The sequence below is a fragment of the Deinococcus aerius genome (assembly GCF_002897375.1).
GTDB classification, from domain to species: domain Bacteria; phylum Deinococcota; class Deinococci; order Deinococcales; family Deinococcaceae; genus Deinococcus; species Deinococcus aerius.
Map to the genome: position 1 here is coordinate 136,235 of NZ_BFAG01000009.1, position 21,767 is coordinate 158,001.

Genomic DNA, 21,767 nt, shown 5'->3' on the forward strand with positions numbered 1-21,767 from the left:
CTCCTCTTCCTCAAGGGGACGCGGGGCGGGCCACCTCTCTCGCCCGTCCCGCGTGCCTCCCGGCTGTCAGGGGCGCCCTCGCCCCCGCGTCCAGCTTTACTTCTTGCCCACGAGGCTGATGGTGTTAAAGGCCTCGCTGCCCAGCGGGCTCGGCACCCAGCCCTTGACGTAGGTGCGGGCGGCGGCGAGCGGCTGGCTGTGGACCACCGGGATGCGGTAGGCGGCCTTGTAGGTGATCTCGTGGATCTGCGAGTAGATCTTGGCCTTGTCCGCCTGCGACACGGCGGCGCGCCCCCGTTCCAGCAGGGTCTGGAGCTGCGGCGGGTTCCAGTTGATGTCGTCGCTGGCGTTGGCGCCGTAGTACGCGCCGTAGAAGTTGTCGGGGTCGCCGTAGTCGCCCGTCCAGCCGATCATGTACATGTCGAAGCCGGGTTCCTTGTTGCGGTCGTCGAGGTACTTCGCCCAGTCCTCGGTCTTCAGGTTCACCTTGATGCCGATGCCGCTCAGGTCGGCGGCGATGGCCTCGGCGATGGGTTTGGGGTTGGGGAAGTACGGGCGGCTGACCGGCATGTACCACAGGTCGATGGAAAAGCCGTTGGGGTAGCCCGCCTCGGTGAGCATCTGCTTGGCGGCCTTGGGGTCGAACTTGTAGTCGGCGGGCACGTTCTTGGAGTTCGCCCAGCTCAGGACCGGCGGCACGAAGCTGGCGTTGCTGACCCCCAGCCCGTTCCAGAACGCCTCCACGATGGCGTCCTTGTTGATCGCCATGGAGATCGCCTGGCGCACCTTGTCGTTTTTCAGGTACTGGTTGCGGTTGTTCAGGCTGACAAAGCCCACGTTGAAGGAGGGCCGCTTGACCGCCACCAGGTTCTTGTCGGCCTGCACGCTCTTGAGCGAGTCGGGCGTCAGGTCGTTGGCGAAGTCGATGGTCCCGGCCTTCAGCTCGTTCAGGCGCTGGGAGGCGTCCTTGATCGAGCGGATCACGAGCTGGTCCACCTTGGGCTTGGTGCCCCAGTACAGCTTGTTGGGCAGCAGGGTGACCCGGTCCCCCGTGCGCCACGACTGGAAGATGAAGGGGCCGGTGCCGACCGGCTTGCTCGCGGGCGTGCCGTACTTGGCCCCCTGCTGGCGGATCGCGGTCGGGCTGGCGATCCCGAAGTACCCAGCCGCGATCACGTTCGGGAACACCGAGGAGGGCTTGTTCAGGTCCACCCGCACCGTGGAGTCGTTCACCTTCACGATGTCCTTGATGACCGCCGTGGGGTCGCCCTTGTACCCGCCCAGCAGCTCGCCCACGATCTCGAAGGTGCGGCCCTGGTCGCGGAAGCCGTAGGGGTCCTTGGGGTCCCACCAGCGCCGCAGGTTGAACACCACCGCGTCCGCGTTGAGGGGGGTGCCGTCGTGGAAGCGCACGCCCCTGCGCAGGTTGAAAGTCCAGCTCGTCGCGTTCGCGTTGCTCTTCCACGAGGTCGCCAGGCCGGGCACGAGGTCGGTGGTGCCGTCCTTGAAGTCCACCAGCGTGTCGTAGATCTGGCGCTGCACCAGGATGGAGATGCCGTCGGTGATGTTGCCCGGCTCCAGGCTGACGGGTTCCCCGTTGCCGCCGAAGACGAGCGTGGCGGCCCCGGCGGAGGGGAGGGCGGCGAGCAGGGCGGTCAGGAGCAGTTTCTTCATGAGGCCTCCGTGTGCTGCGTCATGCCGCGTCCCCCCCGCGTGAGGGGCGGACGGGAGGGCGGCGAAGCAGCGGGATCGAGTGCAAGTGCGTTCAGCGTAGGGGGGGGCGGGAACAGTGTCAAGGGAAGGCGGGGCGGTCCGGGGAGCAAGGACCTTGCAAAGGGCAGGAACATCCTCCCGACGCCGGTTCACGGCCCCGGCGAGAGTGCGCCCACCGCGACCTGCGGCTCGGCCGGGCCGACGGTCACCTGCCGCTCGTCGCGCGGGTCGTTCGCCCCGCCGTAGATGCCGTCACCGTCACGGTCGCGGCCCCCGATCACGTTGAAGGTGCCGTCGGGCAGGTAGGCGGTGAAGCGGCCCAGCGCATCGAGGGCGGGCAGGTAGGCGGAGCCCCGGCTGCCCTGCACGCGCAGCCCCAGCGCGTCGCTGACGGCCAGGTTTCCCAGCGCCGCCGCCGGGTCGATCAGGCCGTAGCCGAACGCCTCGTCGCGCCCGGCCTCGCCCAGGTCGGTGGCCGTCGCCGTCATGCGCGCCAGCGTGTCGTCCCGCCCCTTTGTCACGCCCTTGCTGAGCAGCAGGGCCGCGAGCGCGCTGACCTGCGGGGTCGCCTGGCTGGTCCCCGCGTAGCTGTAGTAGGTGGGCTGGTCTTTGACGTAGTCCCAGTCGGTCGAGAGGATCACGTCAGGGTAGCGCTGGCCGTTGAGGTTGCCCCCGTTGTAGTAGGTGGCCCCCCGCGACAGGTCCACCCCCCCGGGCGCCGAGAGCATGACCTGCGGGTACCGGTTGCTGTACTCGGCGTGGACCGGGGCGCCCGCGCCCGACAGGGTGACCGAGGCGACCGCCACCGCCCCCTCGCAGGCCGCCGGGTAGAAGGGCTCCGTCCCGTAGGCGTTCCCCGCCGCCGCCACGACAAGCGCCCCCCGCCCGGTCACCTCGGCCACCGCGCTGCACAGGGGCCGGGCCTCCTCGGCCGACACGTCCCCGCCCAGGCTGAGGTTGATCACCGCCGCCGGGTGGGGGTTGGTGTACGTCTTTCCCCCCAGTGTGACCGTGAGGCCCGCCGCGTAGCGCACCGCATTCACCACATCTGCGGTCGTCGCGTTGTCCGCCGTGTCGATCACCCGGATGGGCAGTACCCTGACCGGGGCCCGGTACACCGCCCCCACCACGCCGCTCGTGCTGCACGACCCGCAGCCCGCGTACTGGCTGATCTTGCCCCAGCGCGCCGCGATGATCCCCGTCACGTGGGTGCCGTGGCTGCCCGCGGTGCGGCCCGGGGTGTCGGGATCGGTGGGATCGGTGTCAGGGCCGTTCCCGTCCCCGTTGGTGCTGCTCGTGAGCACGTCCAGCGCGCCCTCGCCCGGCCCGTAGAGCGCCCCCTGAAGGTCCGGGTGGTCGAAGCGCACCCCCGTGTCGATCACCGCCACCGTGACCGGGCGGGTGTAGCCCCCGGCCTCCATGTCGCGCCACACCGCCCCGTACCCCAGCACCTTGTAGGCCCACTGGAGGCCCGCGTACTCGTCGGAGGGCACCACGGGCTGGGCCAGCCCCTGCGGGTGCAGCACGGCGTTGGGCACCGCGTACTCCACGTTGGGATCGGCGCGCAGGGCCCGCAGCGCCCCGGTCACGTCCGCCGTCTCCAGCAGCACGGCCCGGCCCCCCAGGTCGCGCCGCGCGCCGCCCGGAACGTCCAGCCGCGACAGGGTGTCCCGGGTCACGGCCTGCGCCGCCCCGCCCAGCGTGGCCACCGGGACCGCCCGGCCCAGCGCGACCGCCTGCGCCGCCGCCGAGCGGTACCTCACGATGACGCCGCGCGCCTCCCGGGTGCCCCCGGTCCTGAGGAGGCCCCGCGGCTCCACGTCGCCCGCCTGCACGCTGTCCCCATCCACAACCTGGCCGGTGACCGCGTACTGGTCCGCGGTGACGGTCCAGACCGTGCGCCCACTCGCCGAGCCGTTCTTCCAGACCACGGTGACCTGGCCGCTCAGCCGGGGCTGATCCGCCCCCACCGGCGTTCCCCGCGAGCGGTCCGCCGTGACCTTCACGCTCACGTCGCCCTTGCCCGAGGGGGGCGAGACGCTCAGCCAGGCGGGCACGTCCTCGATGCTCCACGACCCGCCGAAGGATTGCGACGCCGGGGCGCTCAGCGCCGTCCCCAGCGCGACGGTCTGGGCGGTGACGGGCCCGGAAGGAGTCTGCGTGCAGGCACACAGCAGCGCTGCCGTGAGCAGGGCGGGAAGACGTTTCATGTGGGCCTCAGCATGCCTCATCGAAAATGAACGTGCATGAACGGCCCGGCCACGTCAGAATGGGGCGTGCCCAGCGGACGCATTCACAATCTCATCAACATCGCCGCCTACAGCGTCCTCGCCGCCGGGGTGCTGCTCGCCACCCGGCAGAGCCTGGTGACCGTCACGCCCGCGCAGGCCCTGAACTTCAGCCTGGGCTTTTTCGCGGGCACCTTCCTCCTCTCGCCCGACCTCGACCTCGCCGAGGGCCGGGTGGACAGCAAGCGGCGCTGGGGCGTGCTGGGGGTGCTGTGGGTGCCGTACGGGATGCTCTTCAGCCACCGCGGCCTCTCGCACACCTGGCTGCTCGGCCCCCTCACCCGGTTGGTGTACCTCGCCGTCATCGCGGGACTCGTGGTCGGCCTGCTGCGCTTCGTCTGGCCCCAGGTGCCGCTCCCGACCGTCCCGCAGCCCCTCACCCTGAAGGTGCTGCTGCCCCTGCTCAGCGGCTACTACCTCAGCCAGTGGCTGCACCTGATCGCGGACGGCGTGCGGCCCGACCACGGGATGAGGCGCGCGCGGCGCAGGGTGCGGGGCCGGGCGTGAGGGGCGACCGTCAGGCCCGGAAGGTCAGGGCGCGCAGCAGGAACCAGAACAGGGCGGCGGCGGCGACCACCGCCGGGAAGGCGATGACTCTCACCGCGTTCAGGGCTTCCTCCGCCTGCCGCGCCCGGGTGACCACCCTCACGCAGACGTCGCGGGCGGTCCCCGGCCCCACGGCGCGCACCTCCCTCGCCGAGACGCCCGCCCCCGGGCAGTCGCGGAAAGTCACGTAGGTGTCCGCGGGAAGGGCGGCCAGCGCCTCGGGGCTCAGCGCGTCCCCCTCCACCGACTTCACGAAGCGGAAGGCCGTGCCGCCCAGCACCCGCACCGTCTCGCCCCCGACCTGAAAGGACGGCGCGCAGGAGGGCAGCAGCAGCAGGCTGACGAGCAGGCCCACCTGAAGGATTTTGGTCATATCCGTGAGCATACAGGGGCACCCCGGGGACGGGGCGCAACTTTGTGGACCCCTGGCCCGGCCTACCCCGAGCGCGTCTGGAACACCATCACGTCGCTCGTCTCCGTCAGCGGCCCGCCCTGAAAGCTCCCCGTCACACGCGGCGGCTCGAAGCCCGCGCAACGCAGCAGCCACTCCATCTCGAAGCGGGTGTAGTACCGCTGGGTGAGGGTGTAGTGCCGCCGCCGCAAGGTACTGTCCGGGGCGGTGGTATCGGCGTAATACTCGGTCGTCACGTGCTGCCGGACCCGGTCGTGCCGCTGCACCAGGAAGACGTCGGTGCGCGAGCCGTCCGGGGAGTGAAACGTCTCGCCCTCGTGCCGCAGCGTGTTCATCTCGCCGTAGCGGGGCACGTACAGGTCGAACACGAATTGCCCGCCCGGCGTGAGGTGTGCCCGGATGTTCTCCAGCGCCGCCAGTTGCTCGCCCGGCGTGTACAGGTGCATCAGCGCGTTGAAGGGCGCGATGGCTAGGGGAAACCGCTCCCCCAGCCGGAAGGTGCCCGCCTCCCCCTGCACGAACTCCAGGCGCAGGCCGCTCTCTGCCGCCCGTGCCCGCCCCCGCTCGATCATGCGCGCGCTCGGCTCCAGGCCCACCACCCGCACGCCCCGCCGCGCCAGAAAGGCCGTGACCCGCCCCGTCCCCGCCCCGATCTCCAGCACCGGCCCGCCCGCCCGCTCGGCCACCCCCGCGTAGAAGTGCAGGTCGTCGCGGTAGAGGTCGTACTGGTGGTCGTAGAGGTCGGCGAAGTCGTCGTAGTTCACGGGAAAGAGGGTACGGGGAAAGCGGGAACCCCGTGCAAGAGGGCCGAGTTCGGCGCGGGGCGCGTCAGACAGGCAGGGGTTTGACCTGCAACCCCTGCCGGGGCCGGTCCTGCCGCAACCATTCCAGCACGTCTCCCGCACCCTCCTCGGGGCTGCCGCGGGAGGGGTCGATCATGAGGTCCCCCTCACCGTGGGCATACACCCTGTCGTAGGCCCAGCGGGCCAGGCCCTGCGGCCTTCCCGCCCGGGTGGCTTCCCGCTCGGCCTCCCAGGCTTCGCAGACCTCCAGGGGCGGTTTCAACGTGATCAGGAGCGGCTGAAAGGGCTGCCACAACCGCGCCGCCTCCTCGACCCAGGAGCGTTCCAGGAACAGCACGTCCACAAGCACGTGGTTGCCGGAGGTCAACAGCCCCGCGACGGCGTGGTGCAGCCCGGACACCACCTGACGGCCCACCGGACCCAACCCAAGCCCGGTGACGGGTGGAGCGGCCCCGTCCGCCGTCTCGTACCACGCCCCCTCCTTCTCCTGCGGCTGAAAGGGAAAGTAACGGGGCGGCATGGTCATCCACAGCAGGTCGTAACCCAGCAGCAGGTACGGCTCTTCCAGCCGGGTTTGCAGGGCGCGGCAGAAGGTGCTCTTGCCCGCGCTGGATGTCCCGTTCACGACGATCAGTCGTCCCGGGCTCAGAGGGGGCGGCACCGCCACGGACTCGCCTGAACTCTGCGTCATACGTGATCGTACCCTGCTGGCCGCGTGTCAGGAACCTTGAAGGCTGGGGCGGAACCCGGGGGTGGGGGCGTGCGGTTTCACGCCGTGCGGATCAGGAGCCTCCCCGGCCCTTCCCCGTCCCGTACCGCTTCACGAACGCCTCCCGCCCCATCACGCTCAACCTGGGCTCGGGTGCCTGAGAAGCGCTGCCGTAAGCCCGGCGCAGCACGCCTGCCCAGAGACGCAGGCGGCGGGTCGCCCCGAGGGACAGGTCCCGCGTCTCGAAGCCCAGCGTGGCGAGGAGGGGCGACAGGGCGCTCAGGCAGAAGACGACCCGCGCGTCCCGCAGCTCGGGCCGGGTCTGGAGGTCCCGCGCCACGTCCCGCAGGTCCTCCCGCGCGAGGCGCAGGCTGCGGCGCAGGCCCAGGTCCACCAGCAGCGGGTTGTTGACGTGGAACTCGGCGGCGGGGGTGCCTTTTGGAATGGGGGTGCCGTCCGCCAGCGTGACGCCCTCCAGGGGGAACTGCACCCGCCCGACCCGGAAGAGGTTGTCCGCGCGCCCCCCGGCGGGCCGTGTGTTTCCCAGCCGATCAAACGCTCGGTCGAGACTCCCCATCAGGCGGCGTGGTAGGTCCCGCACGGTCAGCGGCCGGGCCCCCTCCAACTCACCCAGCGGGACGAGCGCATATCCCCGGCCCCCCAGATCGGCGAGCAGGCCGGGCAGCATGGGAATCGTCGTTCGCGCGCCCGGCCCGGCGTCATGCAGCACCACGACGGCCCCGGGGTGGGCGAGCGCGTTCACCCCCTGCCGCACCGATTCGGCGGTGGAAGCCGGGTGCCAGTCGCGCCCCTCGATGCCCCAGTGGGCGCCCGTGACCCCCGCCGCACGCTGACCGAGCAGGGTGGCGAGGGTGTAGGCGCCATGCGGGGGGCGGTGCAGTCGGGCGGGCCGCCCGGTCACCGCCGAAACCCGCCGTGTTGCCCTCAATGGGTCGAGGAAGGCTCCCCAGGGCGTCCGCACCCAGGCATGGAGGTGGCGATCCGCGTGCGCCTCCACCTCATGCCCCTCCGCGAGCATCCGCCCGATCAGGTCCGGGTGCGCCTCCGCCCGCTCCGCAAGCACGAAGAAGGTGGCGCGGCCCCCGACTTCCCGCAGGGCGTCCAGCACGGCGGGAGTGGTGTCCGGGTCCGGCCCGTCGTCGAAGGTGAGGGCGAGGGCCTTCCGCGCCTGCCGACCCTCCCGGATCACTCCCAGATTGAGCCGCTGCGCGAGCAGGTAGGGGAGGCCGACGTAGCCCAGCCCCGCGAGCGCCACCCAGCCCCGCCGCCTCATGCCCGCCCTAACCTTTGCAGCAGGGCGGCCACCACCCGGTCGGCGGCGTCGGGCACACCGAGGCGCCGGGCCGCACAACTCATCCGTCCCCGCTCGTCCGGGTCCAGGGCGCGCAGCACCGCGCCGCGCACGTCCCGCCGTTCCCGCGCCCACAGGGCCGCCCCGTGGCGCACGAGCAGGTCGGCGTTGTATTCCTCCTGCCCCGGAATGGGCTCGTGAACCACCAGCGGAATACCCAGCGTGGTCGCCTCGGCCACCGTCAGCCCCCCCGCCTTGCCCACCACGAGGTCGGAGGCGGCCAGCAGCTCGGGAAAGTCGGTGGTAAAGCCCAGATGATGGACTGTCGCGCCGCCCACCCGCTCGACCCCGTGCCCGTCGGCCCCGGCCAGCACGAGGACCTGCACGCGCTGGCCCAGGTTCGACAGCTCCCGCAGGACCGTCCCCAACCCCCGGAACGTGCCCGTTCCCCCGCCGGAAATGAGGATCAGCGGCACGTCGGGGTCCAGGCCGTGCTTCAGGCGCAGCGCCCGGCGATCCGCCCCCATCAGCGTGCGGAAGGCGGGCGCGATGGGAATGCCGGTCACGACGACCTTGCCCGAGTCCAGGCCGCGCTCCACCATCTGCTCCGCCGTCTCCGGCGAGGCGACCATCACCAGATCGGCCTCATGCCGGACCCAGTGGCGGTGGACCCGGTAGTCGGTGACGATCAGGGCGTTGAGAAACGGCTGCCCGGTGCGCCTGCGAACCGTGCCCGCCAGCGCGGTCGGCGCCCAGTAGGAGCTGACCACCACGTCCGGCCGGCTGCGCTCCAGGTCCGATCGCATCCCGGGCAGGCCCACCCACGAGAAGGCGCTGCTGATGAAGTTGACCGGGTGGTCGAGGTCCGTGAACTGGTAGAAGCCCCGGTACAGCCAGGGCGCGTACCGCAGCTCGAAGGCGTACAGGTCCACCGTCAGGCGGCGCTCGACCGGCCCCAGATACGTCACCGCGTCGCCTTGATGGTCCTCGAAGGCCACCCCCCGCGCCTGAAGCGCCTGCTGCACCGCGAGCTGCGCCTGGTGATGCCCCGAGCCGATGGAGGCCGAGACAAACAGCGTCCGCAGGGGGGCCGCCTGCCCGCCCGTGTCCTCCCTCATGCCCGCCTCAACAGCCACAGTCCGGCTCCGGCAAAGACCACGTTCGCCAGCCAGACGCCGACCTCGGGCAGACCCGGCAGCGCCCCCGACAGCGTCAGCCCCACGAAGAAGACGAGGTAGTACGCCACCGCGATCATGAGCGCGATGCCCAGGCTCACCCCCAGCGTCCGCCCGTACCGCAGCGCGAAGGGCAGCGCGGCGAGCGCCAGCACCAGATTGCCGAAGGGGAGCGCGAGCTTGCGGTTGAGGTTCACCCGGGCGTCCTGCCGCTCGCTGGCCCCCACCCCCGGACCGGTCAGCTTGCCCACGAGTTCCGGCCACCCCTCGCTGTCCGCCCCGATGGCGTCGGCGTACTGCGCGAGGGTCTGCTTGCGCGACAGGCCGGTGTCGAGGTTCAGGGTGCTGGAACTGTCCTCGGGAATCACCACGTTGGGAAAGACCTCCTGCACGGCCGAGCGGAAGGCGGCGGGATCGTCCTGCACCCCGGCGAGGCGGGCGGCGGCGGCGTAGTCCACCGTGTACACCTGATACCCGCGCAGCCTGAGCTGATTGTTCTCGAACGTCCCGCTGTCCGCGAAGATCACCGTCGCCCGCTTCGGATTGTCCGCCGCCCAGCGTTCCACCCGCACACCCCGGAGTTCGCGCGAAGGAGCGTCGTACCCCCCCAGCGACAGGGTGAGGTTCCCCCCCAGGTCCACCGTCTTCCCGACGAGTTGCGAGAGCCCCGCGCCTGTCAGCACGTCCCAGTACAGGCCGCGCGTCTCCACGTTCGCGCGGGGGGCGACCCACAGACTCAGCCACACCGCGAGCGCGGTCACGAGCGCCGCGACCACCGCCACGGGCCGCGCCACCTGCCCCAGCCCCACGCCGCCCGACTGCACCGCCACGAGTTCCCGCTCGGTGGCGAGGCGACCGAAGGCCACCACCGTCATGAGCACGACGGCCATCGGCAGCACCTTCACCAGCGTGTCGGGCACCTGATATCCGATCCACTGCAAGGTAAGCCCGACCGGCACCCCCCGCAGCCACTGGCTGGAGATGAAGAAGTATCCGAAGCTCAGGATGGCGGTGAAGAGCAGCGTCCCGGCGACCAGCGGCGGCAGCAACTCCCGGGTGACGTAACGGGTGAGGCGGGTCAACGGGGCGCCCCCTCGGGGCGGTGAGTGGGGAGTGGGCAGTAGGCAGTGGGAAAAGCGGAGGCACGCGCTTTCAGGACAGGGCTGGTCCGGGTGGACCTCCGCACGTTGTTCCTACCCCACTCCATCCACTCCCCACTCCCCACTAACCACTCACTCTTCATCCCTTCGCCACCGCGAACAGGATCGTCGCCTCCGCCGCCACTTGCCCCTCCACCTCGGCGCGGCAGGTCGTCTTGCCCAGTCCCCGGCGCAGAAACTCGAGTTTCGCGTGCAGGTGGAGCTGGTCGCCTGGAATCACCTTCCGCTTGAAGCGCGCCCCCTCCACCCCCGCGAGGTAGCCCACCGTGCCCGGCTCGATCCGCTCGTGCAGGCAGAACATGCTCGCCTGCGCCAGCGCCTCGACGATCAGCACGCCCGGCATCACGGGTTCCTGCGGAAAGTGCCCGGGGAAGAAGGGCTCGTTCACGGTCACGTTCTTCAGGGCATGGACCTCGCCGTTCCCCGCGCTCAGCACGCGGTCGACGAGTACGAAGGGAAAACGGTGCGGCAGAATTTTCAGCACGTCCTGGATGAGTATGGGTTCCATAAGGGCAGACACTCCTTGCAGTGGGAGGGACCGGTGGCCTGAGCCCGTCTCCTCGCGGCAAAACGCCCCAAGGGTAGCATGGGGGACCCGGACGCCCGGATCAGGTGCGCGGCTTGAGGAACGCGACCAGTCCCGCCAGCACGCTTGTCAGGACGGTCAGGGCAACGGCCCGGGTGAACGCGGGAAGACCAGCGGCCCCCACCTGTGCGCTCAGCAGCAGCTCGACACTCCCCACCGAACGCAGCCACAGCGGCGCGTTCGGGTTCAGGCTGGCGAAACTCCCCAGCGTGAGGGCCGCCAGCGCCAGCGTGACGAGGGCCAGCCCCACGACCAGCAACCACCTCAGCGCCCGCATGTGACCCGCCCCGCAGCCATCATCGCCGGGCATTCTAGCGGTCTGGCGGGAGAACGCTACACTCCGGCACGTGCCTGGCCTGCCCGCCCGCGTCCGCATCACCCGCCCCCCCCTTCCCCTCGCCCCGGCCCTGGAGCGCGCGGCAGCCCGGCTGTGTCCAGGGGCCCCGCTGGATGCCCTGAACGCAGCGGCCCTCGCCATCGCGGGCGGCGCGGTGATCGGTGCGGCTCTGCGCTGGCAGGGTGGGGAGGCCCTCAGTGTGGACACGGGCTGGCGCGGGCGCGGCATCGAGGAGGCGCTGGCGGACGCCCTGGCAGGAGCCTAGGACCCGATGGACCTAACGCCCGTTTGGTAGCCTGGGGCATGACCGCGACCCTCTCCGCCGATGCGGGTATGGCCTTCGCCCTGTCGGGCGACCAGCGCATGATCGTGCAGCATGTCCGCGAGTATTGCCGCGCCGAGATCGCCCCGAAGGCGGCCGAGTTCGACCGCAGCGGCGAGTACCCCCGGGAGCAACTGCGCGGCCTGGCCGAACTGGGCCTGATGGGCGCCACCCTCCCCGAGGAGTGGGACGGCGCGGGCCTGGATTCCGTCACCTACGCCCTGTGCCTGGAGGAGATCGCCGCCGCCGACGCCAGCGTGGCCGTGATCGTCAGCGTGCAAAACGGCCTGCCCGAGCAGATGATTCTGCGGTACGGCACCGACGCGCAGCGCCAGAGGTACCTGCGCCCCCTCGCCCGTGGCGAGCACATCGGCGCCTTCTGCCTCACCGAGCCCGGGGCGGGCAGCGACGCCGCCAGCCTGCGCCTGAAGGCCGAGCGGGACGGGGACGGTTGGATTCTGAACGGTTCCAAGGCCTGGATCACCTCGGGCGGGCAGGCCGACACCTATCTCGTCATGGCGCGCACGGGCGGCCCGGGGGCGCGGGGCGTGTCCTGCTTCATCGTCCCCGCCGACACCCCCGGCCTGAGCTTCGGGCGCCCCGAGGAGAAGATGGGCCTGCACGCGGCGCACACCACGACCGTCACCTTCGACGGGGTGCGCGTGCCCGCCGAGAACCTGGTCGGGGAGGAGGGGCAGGGGTTGATTATCGCCCTGTCCAGCCTGGACGCCGGGCGCATCGGCATCGCCATGCAGGCCCTCGGGATTGCCCGCTCGGCACTGGAACACGCCGCCCGCTACGCCTCCGAGCGCGAGCAGTTCGGTAAGAAGCTCAGGGAGTTCGAGGGTGTCTCCTTCAAGGTCGCCCGCATGGCAGCCCGCATTGAGTCCGCCCGGCTGGTCGCCCTGAAGGCCGCGTGGCTCAAGGATCAGGGGCAGCCGTATGGCAAGGAGGCCAGCATCGCCAAGCTGCTCGCCTCGGAGGCGGCGGTGGACTGCTCGCGGGACGCCATCCAGATTTTTGGGGGTAACGGCTACAGCCGGGAGTATCCGGTCGAGCGGCTGTACCGGGACGCGAAGGTGACCGAGATTTACGAGGGGACGAGTGAGATTCAGCAGCTTGTAATTAGCCGGGCGGTGTTTGGGGAGTATGGGGGGGAGGGCTGAATTCGGGGAGAGTTCTTCCGAGTCGCGGACCTTGCCCCCACCCCCAGCCCCCTACCCCCACTGGGGGCGACGACTCCGCCGCGCGGGGCGGCCCGCGCGGCGACGCCAGGCTCGCTGACGTGTCTCTCCTCTTGGAGGAGGGGGGAGTTTTCCGCTGCGATCGGCAAAGGGCTCGCCCACTTCGCCTGTGGTCGCTTTCCTCTACGCGCAAGGTTTGATCTTGCTGTCTTCCAAGTCGCGTGCCCACCGTCTCGCTGCGCGAGCAAGGCGGGGTGAAGGCGGTGCGAGAGCGAGCCAAGGGCAGGAATAGGCCGTTCACAGTAGACGGTTGTTAAGGGGCTAAAGCTTTGGCGCTGTCACTCCTCCCCCCTTGCGGGGGAGGCTGGGAGGGGGGTGGCAAGCGCCAGCTTGCCCTCCAACGACTCAGCCCGACACGGCTCCAAGAAAGTGGGGGAGCCGCCCATCCTCAGGCTTGCCCCCCCTTTGATCTGCCTTCTCTCGCCCCGCCCTTATCCCCTCGCCAGCCAGCGCCTCAGCAGCAGGGGCACGAGTTCCACCGCCACGACGACCAGCAGGGCGTAGCGCAGCGCCCGCACCAGGCCAATGTCCTTGAACGCCTGCGGCAGGGCGCTCAGCCCGAAGTACACGGCAAATACGACCACCAGGCCGATCAGGGCGACGATGAGGCGGCCCGCCCAGTCGCGCGGCGGGGTGAAGGTTGGGCGCACGAACCAGAAGCCCGCCAACAGCCCCAGCGAGGTGCCGTACTCGCGCGGCGTCCCCGTCGGCAGGAACGCGGCGAGGACGAGGAGGATGACGGGGATGATCCAGCGCAGCGCCTCTGCCTGCGGAAAGCGCCCGCTCGCGGCCAGCCCGGCAAAGGCCGCCCCCAGCAGCAACCCCACGAGCACGTCGAGGGGGTAGTGAACGCCCAGGGCCACCCGTGAAAGGCCGATCAGCGCGATCAGCACGAGGGCGACGACCCACATGCCCGTGCGCCCGACCTGCACGGCGATGCCGCCCCAGAGCGTGGCGGCCATCTGGGTGTGGCCGCTGGGCAGGCCGGGGCCGAGGGCGGTGACGCGGGCGGCCTCGCTGACCTGCCCGGGGTTGGCCGTGAAGGGGCGGGGTTCATTGAAGCCGAACTTGAGGGCCGTGTTCACCAGATACGAGAGGGCGAAGGCGACACCCAGGTTCCGCCCGCCCCGGGGGTTCACCAGCCAGGTGTACAGCGCCAGGACGACAATGAACACCTCGTCACGCCCCAGGTTCGTGACGGCCAGCCAAAACGTTTCCATGTGTGCCCATTGTGAGGCTTCTTGCCTTTGAAGGCGAGGGGACGGGCGGCGGTACACTGAATCCCATGACGGTAGCAAGCAGCGATGTGCTGCGCGAGGTGCGGCACAACTCCGAATACGCGCTGGAGCTGCGCGGAATCACCAAACGCTTCCCGCTCGTGCTGGCGAACGACAACATCTCCATGCAGGTGCGCTGGGGCTCGGTCCACGCCCTGTGCGGAGAGAACGGCGCGGGCAAGAGCACCCTGATGAAGATCGTCTACGGCGCCCAGCCCCCCACCTCGGGCGAGATCGTGGTGGACGGCGAGGTTGTGAACTTCACCGACCCCTCGCAGGCCATCGCGCGGGGCATCGGCATGGTCTTTCAGCACTTCATGCTGGTGGACACCCTCTCGGTGACCGAGAACGTCATTCTGGGCGCCGAGCCCCGGGCGGGCACCTCCATCAACTACGCGGCGGCGCGGCGGCGGGTGGCCGAACTTATCAAGCAGTTCGGCTTCGACCTCAACCCCGACGCGCTCGTGGGCGATCTCCCGGTGGGCCTCCAGCAGAAGGTCGAGATCCTCAAGACGCTGTACCGCGGCGCCCGCATCCTGATCCTCGACGAGCCCACCGCCGTCCTCACGCCCAGCGAGACGGACGAGCTGTTCGATTTCCTGAAAAACCAGTACGCGGCGAGCGGCAACGCCGTCATCTTCATCAGCCACAAGCTCCACGAGGTGCTGCACATCAGCGACACCATCAGCGTGATCCGCGACGGCAAGATGATCGGCACCATCCCCACCCAGGGGGCGACCACCGAGACCCTCGCCCGCATGATGGTGGGCCGCGAGGTCAGCCTGAAGGTGCAAAAAAGCCCCGCCCAACCCGGCGAGGTGGCCCTGGACGTGCGGAATGTCACCGTGAGGGGCGAACACGGCAACGCCGTGGACAACGTCTCCTTCCAGGTTCGCGCCGGGGAGATCGTGGGCATCGCGGGCGTCGAGGGCAACGGCCAGAGCGAACTCGTGGAGGCGATCACCGGCCTCACGCCCGTGGCGAGCGGCGAGATCACCTACCTGGGCCGCCACGCGCACGGGGTGCGGGAGGTCGAGGAGAGCGGCGTCTCGCACATCCCGGAGGACCGCAACGAGCGCGGGCTGGTCCTCGACATGACGACCGCCGAGAACTACATCCTGGGCAAGCACGACAACGCCCCCTTCGCTGGCCCCTTCGGCTTCCTGAACCTGGAGGCCATCGAGGAGAACGCGCGCAGACTCAGCGACCAGTACGACGTGCGGCCCCGCTCGGTGAACCTGCACGCCGGGCGCTACTCGGGCGGCAACGCGCAGAAGCTCATCGTTGCCCGCGAGATGCACAAGAACCCGAAGATCCTGATCGCCTCGCAGCCCACCCGCGGGGTGGACATCGGCGCCATCGAGTTCATCCACGCCCGCATCGTCGAGGCGCGCGACCAGGGCCTCGCCGTGCTGCTCGTGAGCGCCGACCTGGGCGAGGTCATGAACCTCTCCGACCGGATTCTCGTCATGTACGAGGGCCGGGTCGTGGGCGAGGTGGACGCCGCCACTGCCACCGAGACGCAGCTCGGTCTATTGATGACCGGCAGCGGCCACACGAGCGGGCGGAGTGGACACCTCAGCGAGGCGCAGGCCATGGGCGAACGCTGAGGGAGGGCAAAGAGAAGGGGCCGCCTCATTGGGGGCGGCCTCCTCTTCTTGGGGAATTACAGGCAGTCGACGACCGGAATGGCCGTCACGCTCTCCACGATGTTGCTCGCCCGGCCATTCTCGTCCAGCCCTTGCAGGCGGACGTAGGTATATCCCTTCACATTGACGTTCGTAACCGGGTTGACCACGATGGCCTGGGCGCTCACGCTCTTGCCGACGCTCTGGGGCGCGGTGTTCGGGCCGAAGGTGTAGGTCGCCGTACCCGAGCCGCTGTAGTCCACGCTGCCGAAGGGGTAGAAGGTGACGTTCTCGTAGTCGCCCGTCCTGAGCCCCTTGAACTGGGCGTAGAGCTTGCTGAGGCCGCCGGTCCAGGTCACGTCCACGGCCATCTGCGTATTGAGGTTGTTGCAGACTACAAACGTGCCCGCCGCGATGGTCTGACCATTCTGGTCGCGGACATCTCGGGTCAGGCGGTAGTTGGTGCTGTACCCGGCGACGGCCTCCAGCGTCAGCGTGGGGGAAGGCAGCGTCCCCGGGATGGGATCGGGAATGACCACCGTGATATCGCCACAACTGGCCAGCACCGCACTCAGCCCGACCGCCCCCAGCAGCTTTTTCATACCTCTCACTGTGCGGCCTGAACCTGACCTGAGGGTGATGCAGGCTTAAGCGAACGTGAGGACAGCACAAATGAGGCCGCCCACTGTGGGCGGCCTCTTTAGCTGTGATGATTAGAGGCAGTCCACGACCGGGAAGACGTAATCAGACTGCTGAATAGTGCCGGCTACGCCCTGGGCGTTTACTGCCTGAGCACCCAGTCTAGTGTATCCTTTCACGTTCACATTGGTGATGGGGGTAACAATGATCGCTTGAGGCTTCACCACGTTCAGATTCTGAGGAGCAACGCCTTTTTCAATGGTGAAGACTAACGTGCCGCTTCCTCCGGTGGAGGGATCAACCTGGTAAGTGTCGAGATACCTGCCCTCTCCGTAGTACTCGCCAAAGGCCAGAAGGTTGATTTTGCTTGTCCCTACGAGCCAATTTACATCAAGCTCGACATCTGTACTCTTGTTATCGCAGATGACGTACGTTCCTTTGGGAATAACCTTACCTGTGTTGGTATCCCTAGCATCCGTCGCGAGCTGATACTGGCTACGTGGGCCTTGGCTATCGTCAATAGCTACGCCGCCGCAACTTGCCAGCACTGCACTCAGACCAACCGCCCCTAACATCATCTTTTTCATGGCTCTCACTGTGCGGGCTGAACCTGACCCCCGGGTGATGCGGCCTTCAAGAAACGTGAGCCGAACACAAATATGACCGAGAGTCAGCGGAAGGTGCAAACGCTCAGTCCCTCGAATCCGTGTTGTTCAGGTAGGCGCAGGAGTCGTAGACGTTCACGCTGCCCGTCGTCGCCGTCTCGGGGCCGTTCGGCGTGTCGATCGTCACCTGCGCCTTGAAGCTCCCGCGCGGGCGGCTCGTCAGGCTGACGTACTGGTACTGCGGCTGGACATTCAGCGCGACCACGCTGGCCGGAACTAGGCGCTCGTAGAACACCACGTCGGCGATGTAGTTGCCCCGGCTCGACCGCCTCAGTTCGCTGTTCATGGCGAAGGACTTGTCCCCCGTCTTCTCACCGATCACCTCGACATCAGCCGATTCAACGTCGGGGAGGCCCGGCGCCGAGAACTCGACGACAACGATGTTCTGCTTGAAGGGGATGCTGCCGTACGACAGGTCGCAGGCGACATACCTGTCCGTGGCGATATCGATGTAGTTCGTCCGCAACTCGGGCTTCATGCCCAGATACGCGTTGCCGGGCGGGGTGGTCTCGCCACAGGCCGCCAGCACCCCGCATAACCCCATCACTCCGCAAGCCAGTTTTCTCATCAGGTCCACTCTCCGCGCCCCAGCTTACCCGCAGGTGACGCCGGCGGCAGGGAGGCCTGCCACCTAGACCATTTGGAGCGGGCTGCTCAGCGCCGCCGCCTCGGGGTTGAAGCGGGGCAGTTCGGGCAGGTCCTGACCGTCCGCGCCGATCAACCGCCCGTAGAGCATGTGCGGCGTGGCGTGCTCAATCCGGGCGCGGTAGAGGCCCGCCCCACTCGCGCCGACCGCCTTGGGCACGACGACGGGATGGTTCCCGCGTGTATGGCCCTCCAGGAAGCCGGAGTCGTGGGCGTCACCGCGCAGCAGGACCTCCTGCACGGTCCCCACCTTCTCCGCGTTCTTGCGGGCGCTCCACTCCTTCTGCTTGGCGATCAAACGCTGCAATCTCTCGGTCTTCAGCTCGCGCGGCAGGTCGGTGAAGTGCTTGTAGCTCGGCGTGCCGGGCCGCGCGGAGTAGATGAACATGTAGGCGGAGTCGTAACCCACCTCGTCGTACAGGCTCAGCGTCTCGGCGAAGTCCTCCTCGGTCTCGCCGGGAAAGCCCACGATGATGTCGGTGGCGAGCACCACGCCCGGCAGATGCTTCTTGATCTCGGCGATGTGCCCCAGGTACTTCTCGCGGGTGTACTCGCGGGCCATGCGGCGCAGCACCCGGTTCGACCCGCTCTGCACCGGCAGGTGGACGTACTCGCACACGGCGGGTGTCTCGGCCATCGCGGCGGCCACGTCCTCGGTGAAGTTCATGGGGTGGCTGGTCGTGAACTTGACGCGCCGCACGCCGCTCTGCCCCACCATCCTCAGCAGGTTGGCAAAGGACGGATACCCCGCCAACTTCGCCCCCTGGTCCACCCCGTAGGCGTTCACGTTCTGCCCCAGCAGCGTGACCTCCTGCACCCCGGCGGCGAGCAGCAGGTCGAGTTCGCGCAGGATGTCGTCCGGGTGGCGGCTGACCTGCGGCCCGCGCGTGGTCGGCACGATGCAGTAGGTGCAGTGGTGGTCGCACCCGCGCATGATCGTGAGGTGCGCCTGGAGCTTGCCCTGCGGGGGCGGCGGGATGTGGCCGTGGAGCTCGTCCTTGAATTGCAGCCCCCAGAAGCGCTCATTCGCCTCCAGCGCCTTGCCGATGTCGAGCAGGCTGCCGGGGCCGAGCAGCACGTCCACCTCGAACTTGCGGGCGATCTGCTGTCCCTCCTCAAGCTGCGCGAGGCAGCCCATCATCCCGACGACGAGGGGGCGCTGCGCCTTCTGCTTGCGCAGGTCGCCCAGCAATGAGCGGACCTTGTCCACGGGCTTGCCGCGCACGGCGCAGGTGTTGACGAGCACGAAGTCCGCCTCGTCCACGCTGGGGACGATGTCCGCGCCGAAACTCACGAGTTGCGACTCGACCAGATGGGTGTCGTACTCGTTCATCTGGCAGCCATAGGTAATCAGGTGGGCACGCGTATAAACCAACTCCTTCGGCCTGACGGGGGGATTCCGGGGCCTTCCTCGCGCGGCGCTGACACCGCGACCGGGAGAGAGTCTAGCGTTCAGGGCGCGGTTGGTGCCGGGGCGGCGGGACCATTGGGGGCCGCCCCCTCCTCCCGCTTGTCCAGATTCACCGTATACCCCAGCAGTTCCTTGCCCAGCAGCACCGTCCGCAGGGTCCCGCTGAACTTCGTCCCGACGATCTGACCGCGCAGGGTGCCACGCAGCCGGTCGCCGTTCTCGTACAGGTTCACGTCGAGGGTGCCGCCCTCCCCGGACCGCTGGAACTTGCCGCTAAGGGCATAGGCCTTGCGGCTTTCCAGGTTGGTAATCACGCCGCTCGCCCGCCCCTCGCGCTCCTGCACGCTCAGGACCAGGCGGTACGGCACCCGGCCCGTGCCGCCCACGCCGATGCCCTCGTACGTGCCGTTGAGGGCCTTCTCCAGCGCGGTGCTCGGGCTGATAAAGGCCCCGAAGGCGCAGCCGGTCAGGGCGGGAAGGAGCGCGGCGGCAGGCAGGAAGGCAGAAAAACGCATGCCACAGGCTAAGCAGCCCTCATGAAGTGTGTCTGACGTTGCCTTTGCGCCGGGCTCAGGGTGTGCCCGGCTCTTTCAGCGGGTACGTGGCGCTGTTCACCGCGCGGAGTCGGCCCTCCGGCTGGGCGTAGGTCGCGTTGATGAGGCCGGTGCGGTGCCCCGCGAACCAGTCGCGCAGCGGGGCGGACTTCGTGAACACCTGCGCCGTCAGCACCCCCTCGGCCTGCACACCCTGCCCGGCGAGGATCATGTTCGCGTAGTACCCGCCCAGCCTCGCCCGCAGGTCCTCGGCAAAGGCACTCGGGTTCCCCAGCCCGGCGAGCAGATCGCGCAGGTTGCGCGCGGCCTCCTGCGCGGGCACGTAGGCGTAGGCGCGCGTGCGGTCCGCCAGCCGCACCCCGTCCCACCCCAACACCGTCATCAGGGCCGGGCTCGTGGCGAAACTCCAGTCGTAGTAGGCGAGGGTGTCGCTGCCCAGCACGAGTTCCTTCGCGCCGTCGCCGTTCAGGTCGGCAAAGCGCAGCCCGTAGTTCCCCCCCTCGATGATGCCGAGGTTCTCCACCCGGCCCGTGTCCTGGGTGAATACATACGTCGTGAAGCAGCAGTGCGCCCCGCCCGAGTATTCCGTCAGCACGAGTTCCGGCAGGCCGCCCGGCCGCACGGGTTGCAGCTCCGGCGTGAGGTTCCACCCCTGCACGGTCAGCACCGTCCGGCTCCCATTCTTCACCACGGCCTGCGCCTGCGCCTGGGCGTCAAACTTGTCCGCCGGGCGCGGCGTCACCGTCACGGTCAGGCTGCCCCACTTCAGCGTCTGCGGCGCGTCCTGGGCCTGAGCGGGGGAGAGCAGCGTCAGCAGCAGCGGCAACAGGACGGGGCGTGTGGGCATACGCCCAGCTTAGTCCTCCAGCGCCCGGGCCAGCCCCAGCAGCCGGTCGTCCTCGCCATGCGACCCCACAAGCTGCACGCCGACGAACGGAGTGGCAGAGGGGACCGCGACGGTCGGCGCCCCCAGCAGGCTGAAGGGCGCGGTCAGGCGCAGCACGGCCCGGCGCAGCGGCGTCACTCCCCCGCGCAGGGCCACCTCGTCCTGCCCGATAAGCGGCGGTGGGGTAGGCACGGCGGGGGCGAGGAGCACGTCGAACTGCGTGAAGAGGTCATCCAACTGTGCCCGGTAAACTGCGCGGCGCGCGAAGGCCATTTCGACTTCCGCCCCGCCGAGTGCCTGCCCCTGCCGCAGCGAGGCGAGCGTGAAGGGCAGGAAGCCGGGGTCATCCTCCCGCAGCGCCTCCGCATGAACGCGCGCCGCCTCGCTCAGCACGATGGGGGAGTAAGCGTCCAGCACCTCGGGAAACTCCACCGGTTGCAGGCTCGCGCCCAGGTTTTCCAACCGCGCCGCAAAGGCCCCCACCGCCTCCCAGACCGCGTCGTCCACCCAGCCCTCAGGAAGCCACACGCCCACCCTCACGCCCGCCCAGTCCTGCGGGCTGACCTTTTCCCCCGTCAGCGCCTCCTGCACCCGCACAATCGTCCGCAGGTCCCGCGCCAACGGTCCCGTATGGTCACACGTCCACGAGAGCGGCAGCACGCCCTCGGTACTCCACGCCGGATGGCCCTTCGTCGGCTTGTACCCCACCACGCCGCACCAAGCCGCCGGAACCCGGATGGAGCCGCCCGTGTCGGTGCCCAGCGCGAGGTCCACCTGCCCGAGCGCCACGCTCACCGCCGCCCCGCTGCTGCTCCCGCCAGGCACGCGCTCCGGGTATACGGGATGCGTCGTCCCCCCAAAGCCGTTCATCCCCGTGATGCCCAGCGCGATCTCTTGCAGGTGTGTCTTGCCCACGGCACTCGCGCCCAGTTCCAGCAGGCGCCGCACCAGGGGGCTCTCGCCGGGGTCGGGGACGGGGGCGAGAGTACTGGCGCGCAGCGGCCAGCCCGGCACGCCGTACAGGTCCTTCACGCTGAAGGTGAGGCCCGCGAGGGGACCGCCAGGTGCGCCAGGCAGGGGGGAGGTGGGGCGGTAAGCCCAGGCCCGCTGGGGATCGGGGAAGTCCTTGGAGGTCACGGGGCTCAGGGTAACTCTCGTTGAACTGTGGAACGGCTTCCGTGTGCCCACCCCCAGCCCCCCTACCCAGAGGGCAGGGGGGAGCTTTCCGCTGCACTCGGCAAGGGGCTCGCCCACTTCGCCTGTGGCCGCTTCTCTCCGCGCAAGGTTTGATCTTGTTGTCTTCCAAGCCGCGTGCCCACCGTCTCGCTGCGCGAGCAAGGCGGGGTGAAGGCGGTACGAGCGTGAGTCACTTGGGGGAATAGGCCGTCCACAGGAGACGGTTTTGAAAGAGCCGAAGCTTTGGCGTTGTTGCTCCTTCCCTCTGGCGGGCGAGGC

The 21,767-nt window shown here is 69.3% G+C and carries 22 protein-coding genes; 4 read left to right on the forward strand and 18 right to left on the reverse strand.

Translation table 11 applies throughout. The annotated features are described in order from the left end of the window. Positions 1–96: 96 nt before the first annotated feature. On the reverse strand, positions 97–1,674 hold the full coding sequence (locus DAERI_RS13335; protein WP_103129920.1) for an ABC transporter substrate-binding protein: 1,578 nt from the start codon (positions 1,672–1,674) through the stop codon (positions 97–99). Positions 1,675–1,862: 188 nt separating this feature from the next. After that, a complete protein-coding gene (locus tag DAERI_RS13340) occupies positions 1,863–3,923 on the reverse strand; it encodes a S8 family serine peptidase (RefSeq protein WP_103129921.1) in 2,061 nt (686 codons plus the stop codon). A 36-nt stretch (positions 3,924–3,959) separates the two neighbouring features. Between DAERI_RS13340 and DAERI_RS13345 the strand changes: the two genes are divergently transcribed. Further along, positions 3,960–4,508 (forward strand): metal-binding protein, encoded by a 549-nt coding sequence (locus tag DAERI_RS13345; protein WP_103129922.1) that lies wholly within the window; start codon positions 3,960–3,962, stop codon positions 4,506–4,508. Between the two features lie 10 nt (positions 4,509–4,518). On the opposite strand, the gene DAERI_RS13350 is transcribed toward DAERI_RS13345, so the two are convergent. The 8 genes from DAERI_RS13350 to DAERI_RS13385 all read right to left on the reverse strand — a co-directional run bounded on the left by DAERI_RS13350 (position 4,519) and on the right by DAERI_RS13385 (position 11,014). Further along, positions 4,519–4,920, reverse strand: coding sequence for a hypothetical protein (locus DAERI_RS13350; RefSeq protein WP_133162035.1), 402 nt, complete (start codon positions 4,918–4,920; stop codon positions 4,519–4,521). Between the two features lie 62 nt (positions 4,921–4,982). Beyond that, a complete protein-coding gene (locus DAERI_RS13355) occupies positions 4,983–5,723 on the reverse strand; it encodes a class I SAM-dependent methyltransferase (RefSeq protein ID WP_103129924.1) in 741 nt (246 codons plus the stop codon). 64 nt (positions 5,724–5,787) lie between these two features. Next, positions 5,788–6,453 carry a phosphotransferase-like protein gene (locus DAERI_RS13360; protein ID WP_235610383.1) on the reverse strand — a complete coding sequence of 222 codons (666 nt, stop codon included), beginning with the start codon at positions 6,451–6,453 and terminating at the stop codon, positions 5,788–5,790. A gap of 91 nt (positions 6,454–6,544) precedes the next feature. Beyond that, entirely contained in the window at positions 6,545–7,765 is a 1,221-nt protein-coding gene (locus tag DAERI_RS13365) for a polysaccharide deacetylase family protein (RefSeq protein WP_103129925.1), read from the reverse strand. Continuing rightward, positions 7,762–8,901 carry an MGDG synthase family glycosyltransferase gene (locus DAERI_RS13370; RefSeq protein WP_165794203.1) on the reverse strand — a complete coding sequence of 380 codons (1,140 nt, stop codon included), beginning with the start codon at positions 8,899–8,901 and terminating at the stop codon, positions 7,762–7,764. Before DAERI_RS13370 ends, DAERI_RS13365 begins: the two co-directional genes overlap by 4 nt. Beyond that, positions 8,898–10,040: an LptF/LptG family permease gene (locus DAERI_RS13375; protein ID WP_165794204.1), complete on the reverse strand. Its 1,143-nt coding sequence runs from the start codon at positions 10,038–10,040 to the stop codon at positions 8,898–8,900. Before DAERI_RS13375 ends, DAERI_RS13370 begins: the two co-directional genes overlap by 4 nt. Positions 10,041–10,197: 157 nt before the next feature. Further along, positions 10,198–10,626 (reverse strand): 3-hydroxyacyl-ACP dehydratase FabZ, encoded by a 429-nt coding sequence (gene fabZ, locus DAERI_RS13380; RefSeq protein ID WP_103129928.1) that lies wholly within the window; start codon positions 10,624–10,626, stop codon positions 10,198–10,200. A gap of 100 nt (positions 10,627–10,726) precedes the next feature. After that, on the reverse strand, positions 10,727–11,014 hold the full coding sequence (locus DAERI_RS13385) for a hypothetical protein (protein WP_103129929.1): 288 nt from the start codon (positions 11,012–11,014) through the stop codon (positions 10,727–10,729). Between the two features lie 37 nt (positions 11,015–11,051). Here DAERI_RS13385 and DAERI_RS13390 point away from each other — a divergent pair, with 37 nt between their 5' ends. Continuing rightward, positions 11,052–11,306, forward strand: coding sequence for a hypothetical protein (locus DAERI_RS13390; RefSeq protein ID WP_103129930.1), 255 nt, complete (start codon positions 11,052–11,054; stop codon positions 11,304–11,306). Positions 11,307–11,344: 38 nt separating this feature from the next. Continuing rightward, positions 11,345–12,529, forward strand: coding sequence for an acyl-CoA dehydrogenase (locus DAERI_RS13395; protein WP_103129931.1), 1,185 nt, complete (start codon positions 11,345–11,347; stop codon positions 12,527–12,529). Between the two features lie 509 nt (positions 12,530–13,038). Here DAERI_RS13395 and DAERI_RS13400 read toward each other — a convergent pair. Continuing rightward, positions 13,039–13,827: a phosphatase PAP2 family protein gene (locus DAERI_RS13400; RefSeq protein WP_103129932.1), complete on the reverse strand. Its 789-nt coding sequence runs from the start codon at positions 13,825–13,827 to the stop codon at positions 13,039–13,041. A 65-nt stretch (positions 13,828–13,892) separates the two neighbouring features. Between DAERI_RS13400 and DAERI_RS13405 the strand changes: the two genes are divergently transcribed. Then, positions 13,893–15,494, forward strand: a complete 1,602-nt coding sequence (locus DAERI_RS13405) for an ABC transporter ATP-binding protein (protein WP_103129933.1) — start codon at positions 13,893–13,895, stop codon at positions 15,492–15,494. A gap of 56 nt (positions 15,495–15,550) precedes the next feature. Here DAERI_RS13405 and DAERI_RS13410 read toward each other — a convergent pair whose 3' ends face one another. The 7 genes from DAERI_RS13410 to DAERI_RS13435 form a co-directional block, all read right to left on the reverse strand. Continuing rightward, positions 15,551–16,114, reverse strand: a complete 564-nt coding sequence (locus DAERI_RS13410; RefSeq protein ID WP_235610384.1) for a hypothetical protein — start codon at positions 16,112–16,114, stop codon at positions 15,551–15,553. A 111-nt stretch (positions 16,115–16,225) separates the two neighbouring features. Further along, on the reverse strand, positions 16,226–16,738 hold the full coding sequence (locus DAERI_RS22055; protein ID WP_133162036.1) for a hypothetical protein: 513 nt from the start codon (positions 16,736–16,738) through the stop codon (positions 16,226–16,228). A gap of 103 nt (positions 16,739–16,841) precedes the next feature. Then, positions 16,842–17,384: a hypothetical protein gene (locus DAERI_RS13415; protein ID WP_235610385.1), complete on the reverse strand. Its 543-nt coding sequence runs from the start codon at positions 17,382–17,384 to the stop codon at positions 16,842–16,844. 63 nt (positions 17,385–17,447) lie between these two features. Continuing rightward, positions 17,448–18,836 (reverse strand): tRNA (N6-isopentenyl adenosine(37)-C2)-methylthiotransferase MiaB, encoded by a 1,389-nt coding sequence (gene miaB / locus DAERI_RS13420; protein WP_268806538.1) that lies wholly within the window; start codon positions 18,834–18,836, stop codon positions 17,448–17,450. Positions 18,837–18,913: 77 nt separating this feature from the next. After that, positions 18,914–19,387 (reverse strand): hypothetical protein, encoded by a 474-nt coding sequence (locus DAERI_RS13425; protein WP_103129935.1) that lies wholly within the window; start codon positions 19,385–19,387, stop codon positions 18,914–18,916. Between the two features lie 55 nt (positions 19,388–19,442). After that, complete coding sequence (locus DAERI_RS13430; protein WP_103129936.1) at positions 19,443–20,273, reverse strand: hypothetical protein; 831 nt, start codon at positions 20,271–20,273, stop codon at positions 19,443–19,445. Positions 20,274–20,282: 9 nt separating this feature from the next. Beyond that, a complete protein-coding gene (locus tag DAERI_RS13435) occupies positions 20,283–21,449 on the reverse strand; it encodes an amidase (RefSeq protein ID WP_103129937.1) in 1,167 nt (388 codons plus the stop codon). Between the last annotated feature and the right edge of the window lie 318 nt (positions 21,450–21,767).

Coding starts and splice junctions, on each gene's coding strand:
- DAERI_RS13335 (WP_103129920.1), bottom strand. CDS start 1,674: ATGAAGAAACTGCTCCTGACCGCCCTGCTCGCCGCCCTCCCCTCCGCC.
- DAERI_RS13340 (WP_103129921.1), bottom strand. CDS start 3,923: ATGAAACGTCTTCCCGCCCTGCTCACGGCAGCGCTGCTGTGTGCCTGC.
- DAERI_RS13345 (WP_103129922.1), top strand. CDS start 3,960: ATGAACGGCCCGGCCACGTCAGAATGGGGCGTGCCCAGCGGACGCATT.
- DAERI_RS13350 (WP_133162035.1), bottom strand. CDS start 4,920: ATGACCAAAATCCTTCAGGTGGGCCTGCTCGTCAGCCTGCTGCTGCTG.
- DAERI_RS13360 (WP_235610383.1), bottom strand. CDS start 6,453: ATGACGCAGAGTTCAGGCGAGTCCGTGGCGGTGCCGCCCCCTCTGAGC.
- DAERI_RS13365 (WP_103129925.1), bottom strand. CDS start 7,765: ATGAGGCGGCGGGGCTGGGTGGCGCTCGCGGGGCTGGGCTACGTCGGC.
- DAERI_RS13370 (WP_165794203.1), bottom strand. CDS start 8,901: ATGAGGGAGGACACGGGCGGGCAGGCGGCCCCCCTGCGGACGCTGTTT.
- fabZ (WP_103129928.1), bottom strand. CDS start 10,626: ATGGAACCCATACTCATCCAGGACGTGCTGAAAATTCTGCCGCACCGT.
- DAERI_RS13385 (WP_103129929.1), bottom strand. CDS start 11,014: ATGCCCGGCGATGATGGCTGCGGGGCGGGTCACATGCGGGCGCTGAGG.
- DAERI_RS13395 (WP_103129931.1), top strand. CDS start 11,345: ATGACCGCGACCCTCTCCGCCGATGCGGGTATGGCCTTCGCCCTGTCG.
- DAERI_RS13400 (WP_103129932.1), bottom strand. CDS start 13,827: ATGGAAACGTTTTGGCTGGCCGTCACGAACCTGGGGCGTGACGAGGTG.
- DAERI_RS13405 (WP_103129933.1), top strand. CDS start 13,893: ATGACGGTAGCAAGCAGCGATGTGCTGCGCGAGGTGCGGCACAACTCC.
- DAERI_RS13410 (WP_235610384.1), bottom strand. CDS start 16,114: ATGAAAAAGCTGCTGGGGGCGGTCGGGCTGAGTGCGGTGCTGGCCAGT.
- DAERI_RS22055 (WP_133162036.1), bottom strand. CDS start 16,738: ATGAAAAAGATGATGTTAGGGGCGGTTGGTCTGAGTGCAGTGCTGGCA.
- DAERI_RS13415 (WP_235610385.1), bottom strand. CDS start 17,384: ATGAGAAAACTGGCTTGCGGAGTGATGGGGTTATGCGGGGTGCTGGCG.
- DAERI_RS13425 (WP_103129935.1), bottom strand. CDS start 19,387: ATGCGTTTTTCTGCCTTCCTGCCTGCCGCCGCGCTCCTTCCCGCCCTG.
- DAERI_RS13430 (WP_103129936.1), bottom strand. CDS start 20,273: ATGCCCACACGCCCCGTCCTGTTGCCGCTGCTGCTGACGCTGCTCTCC.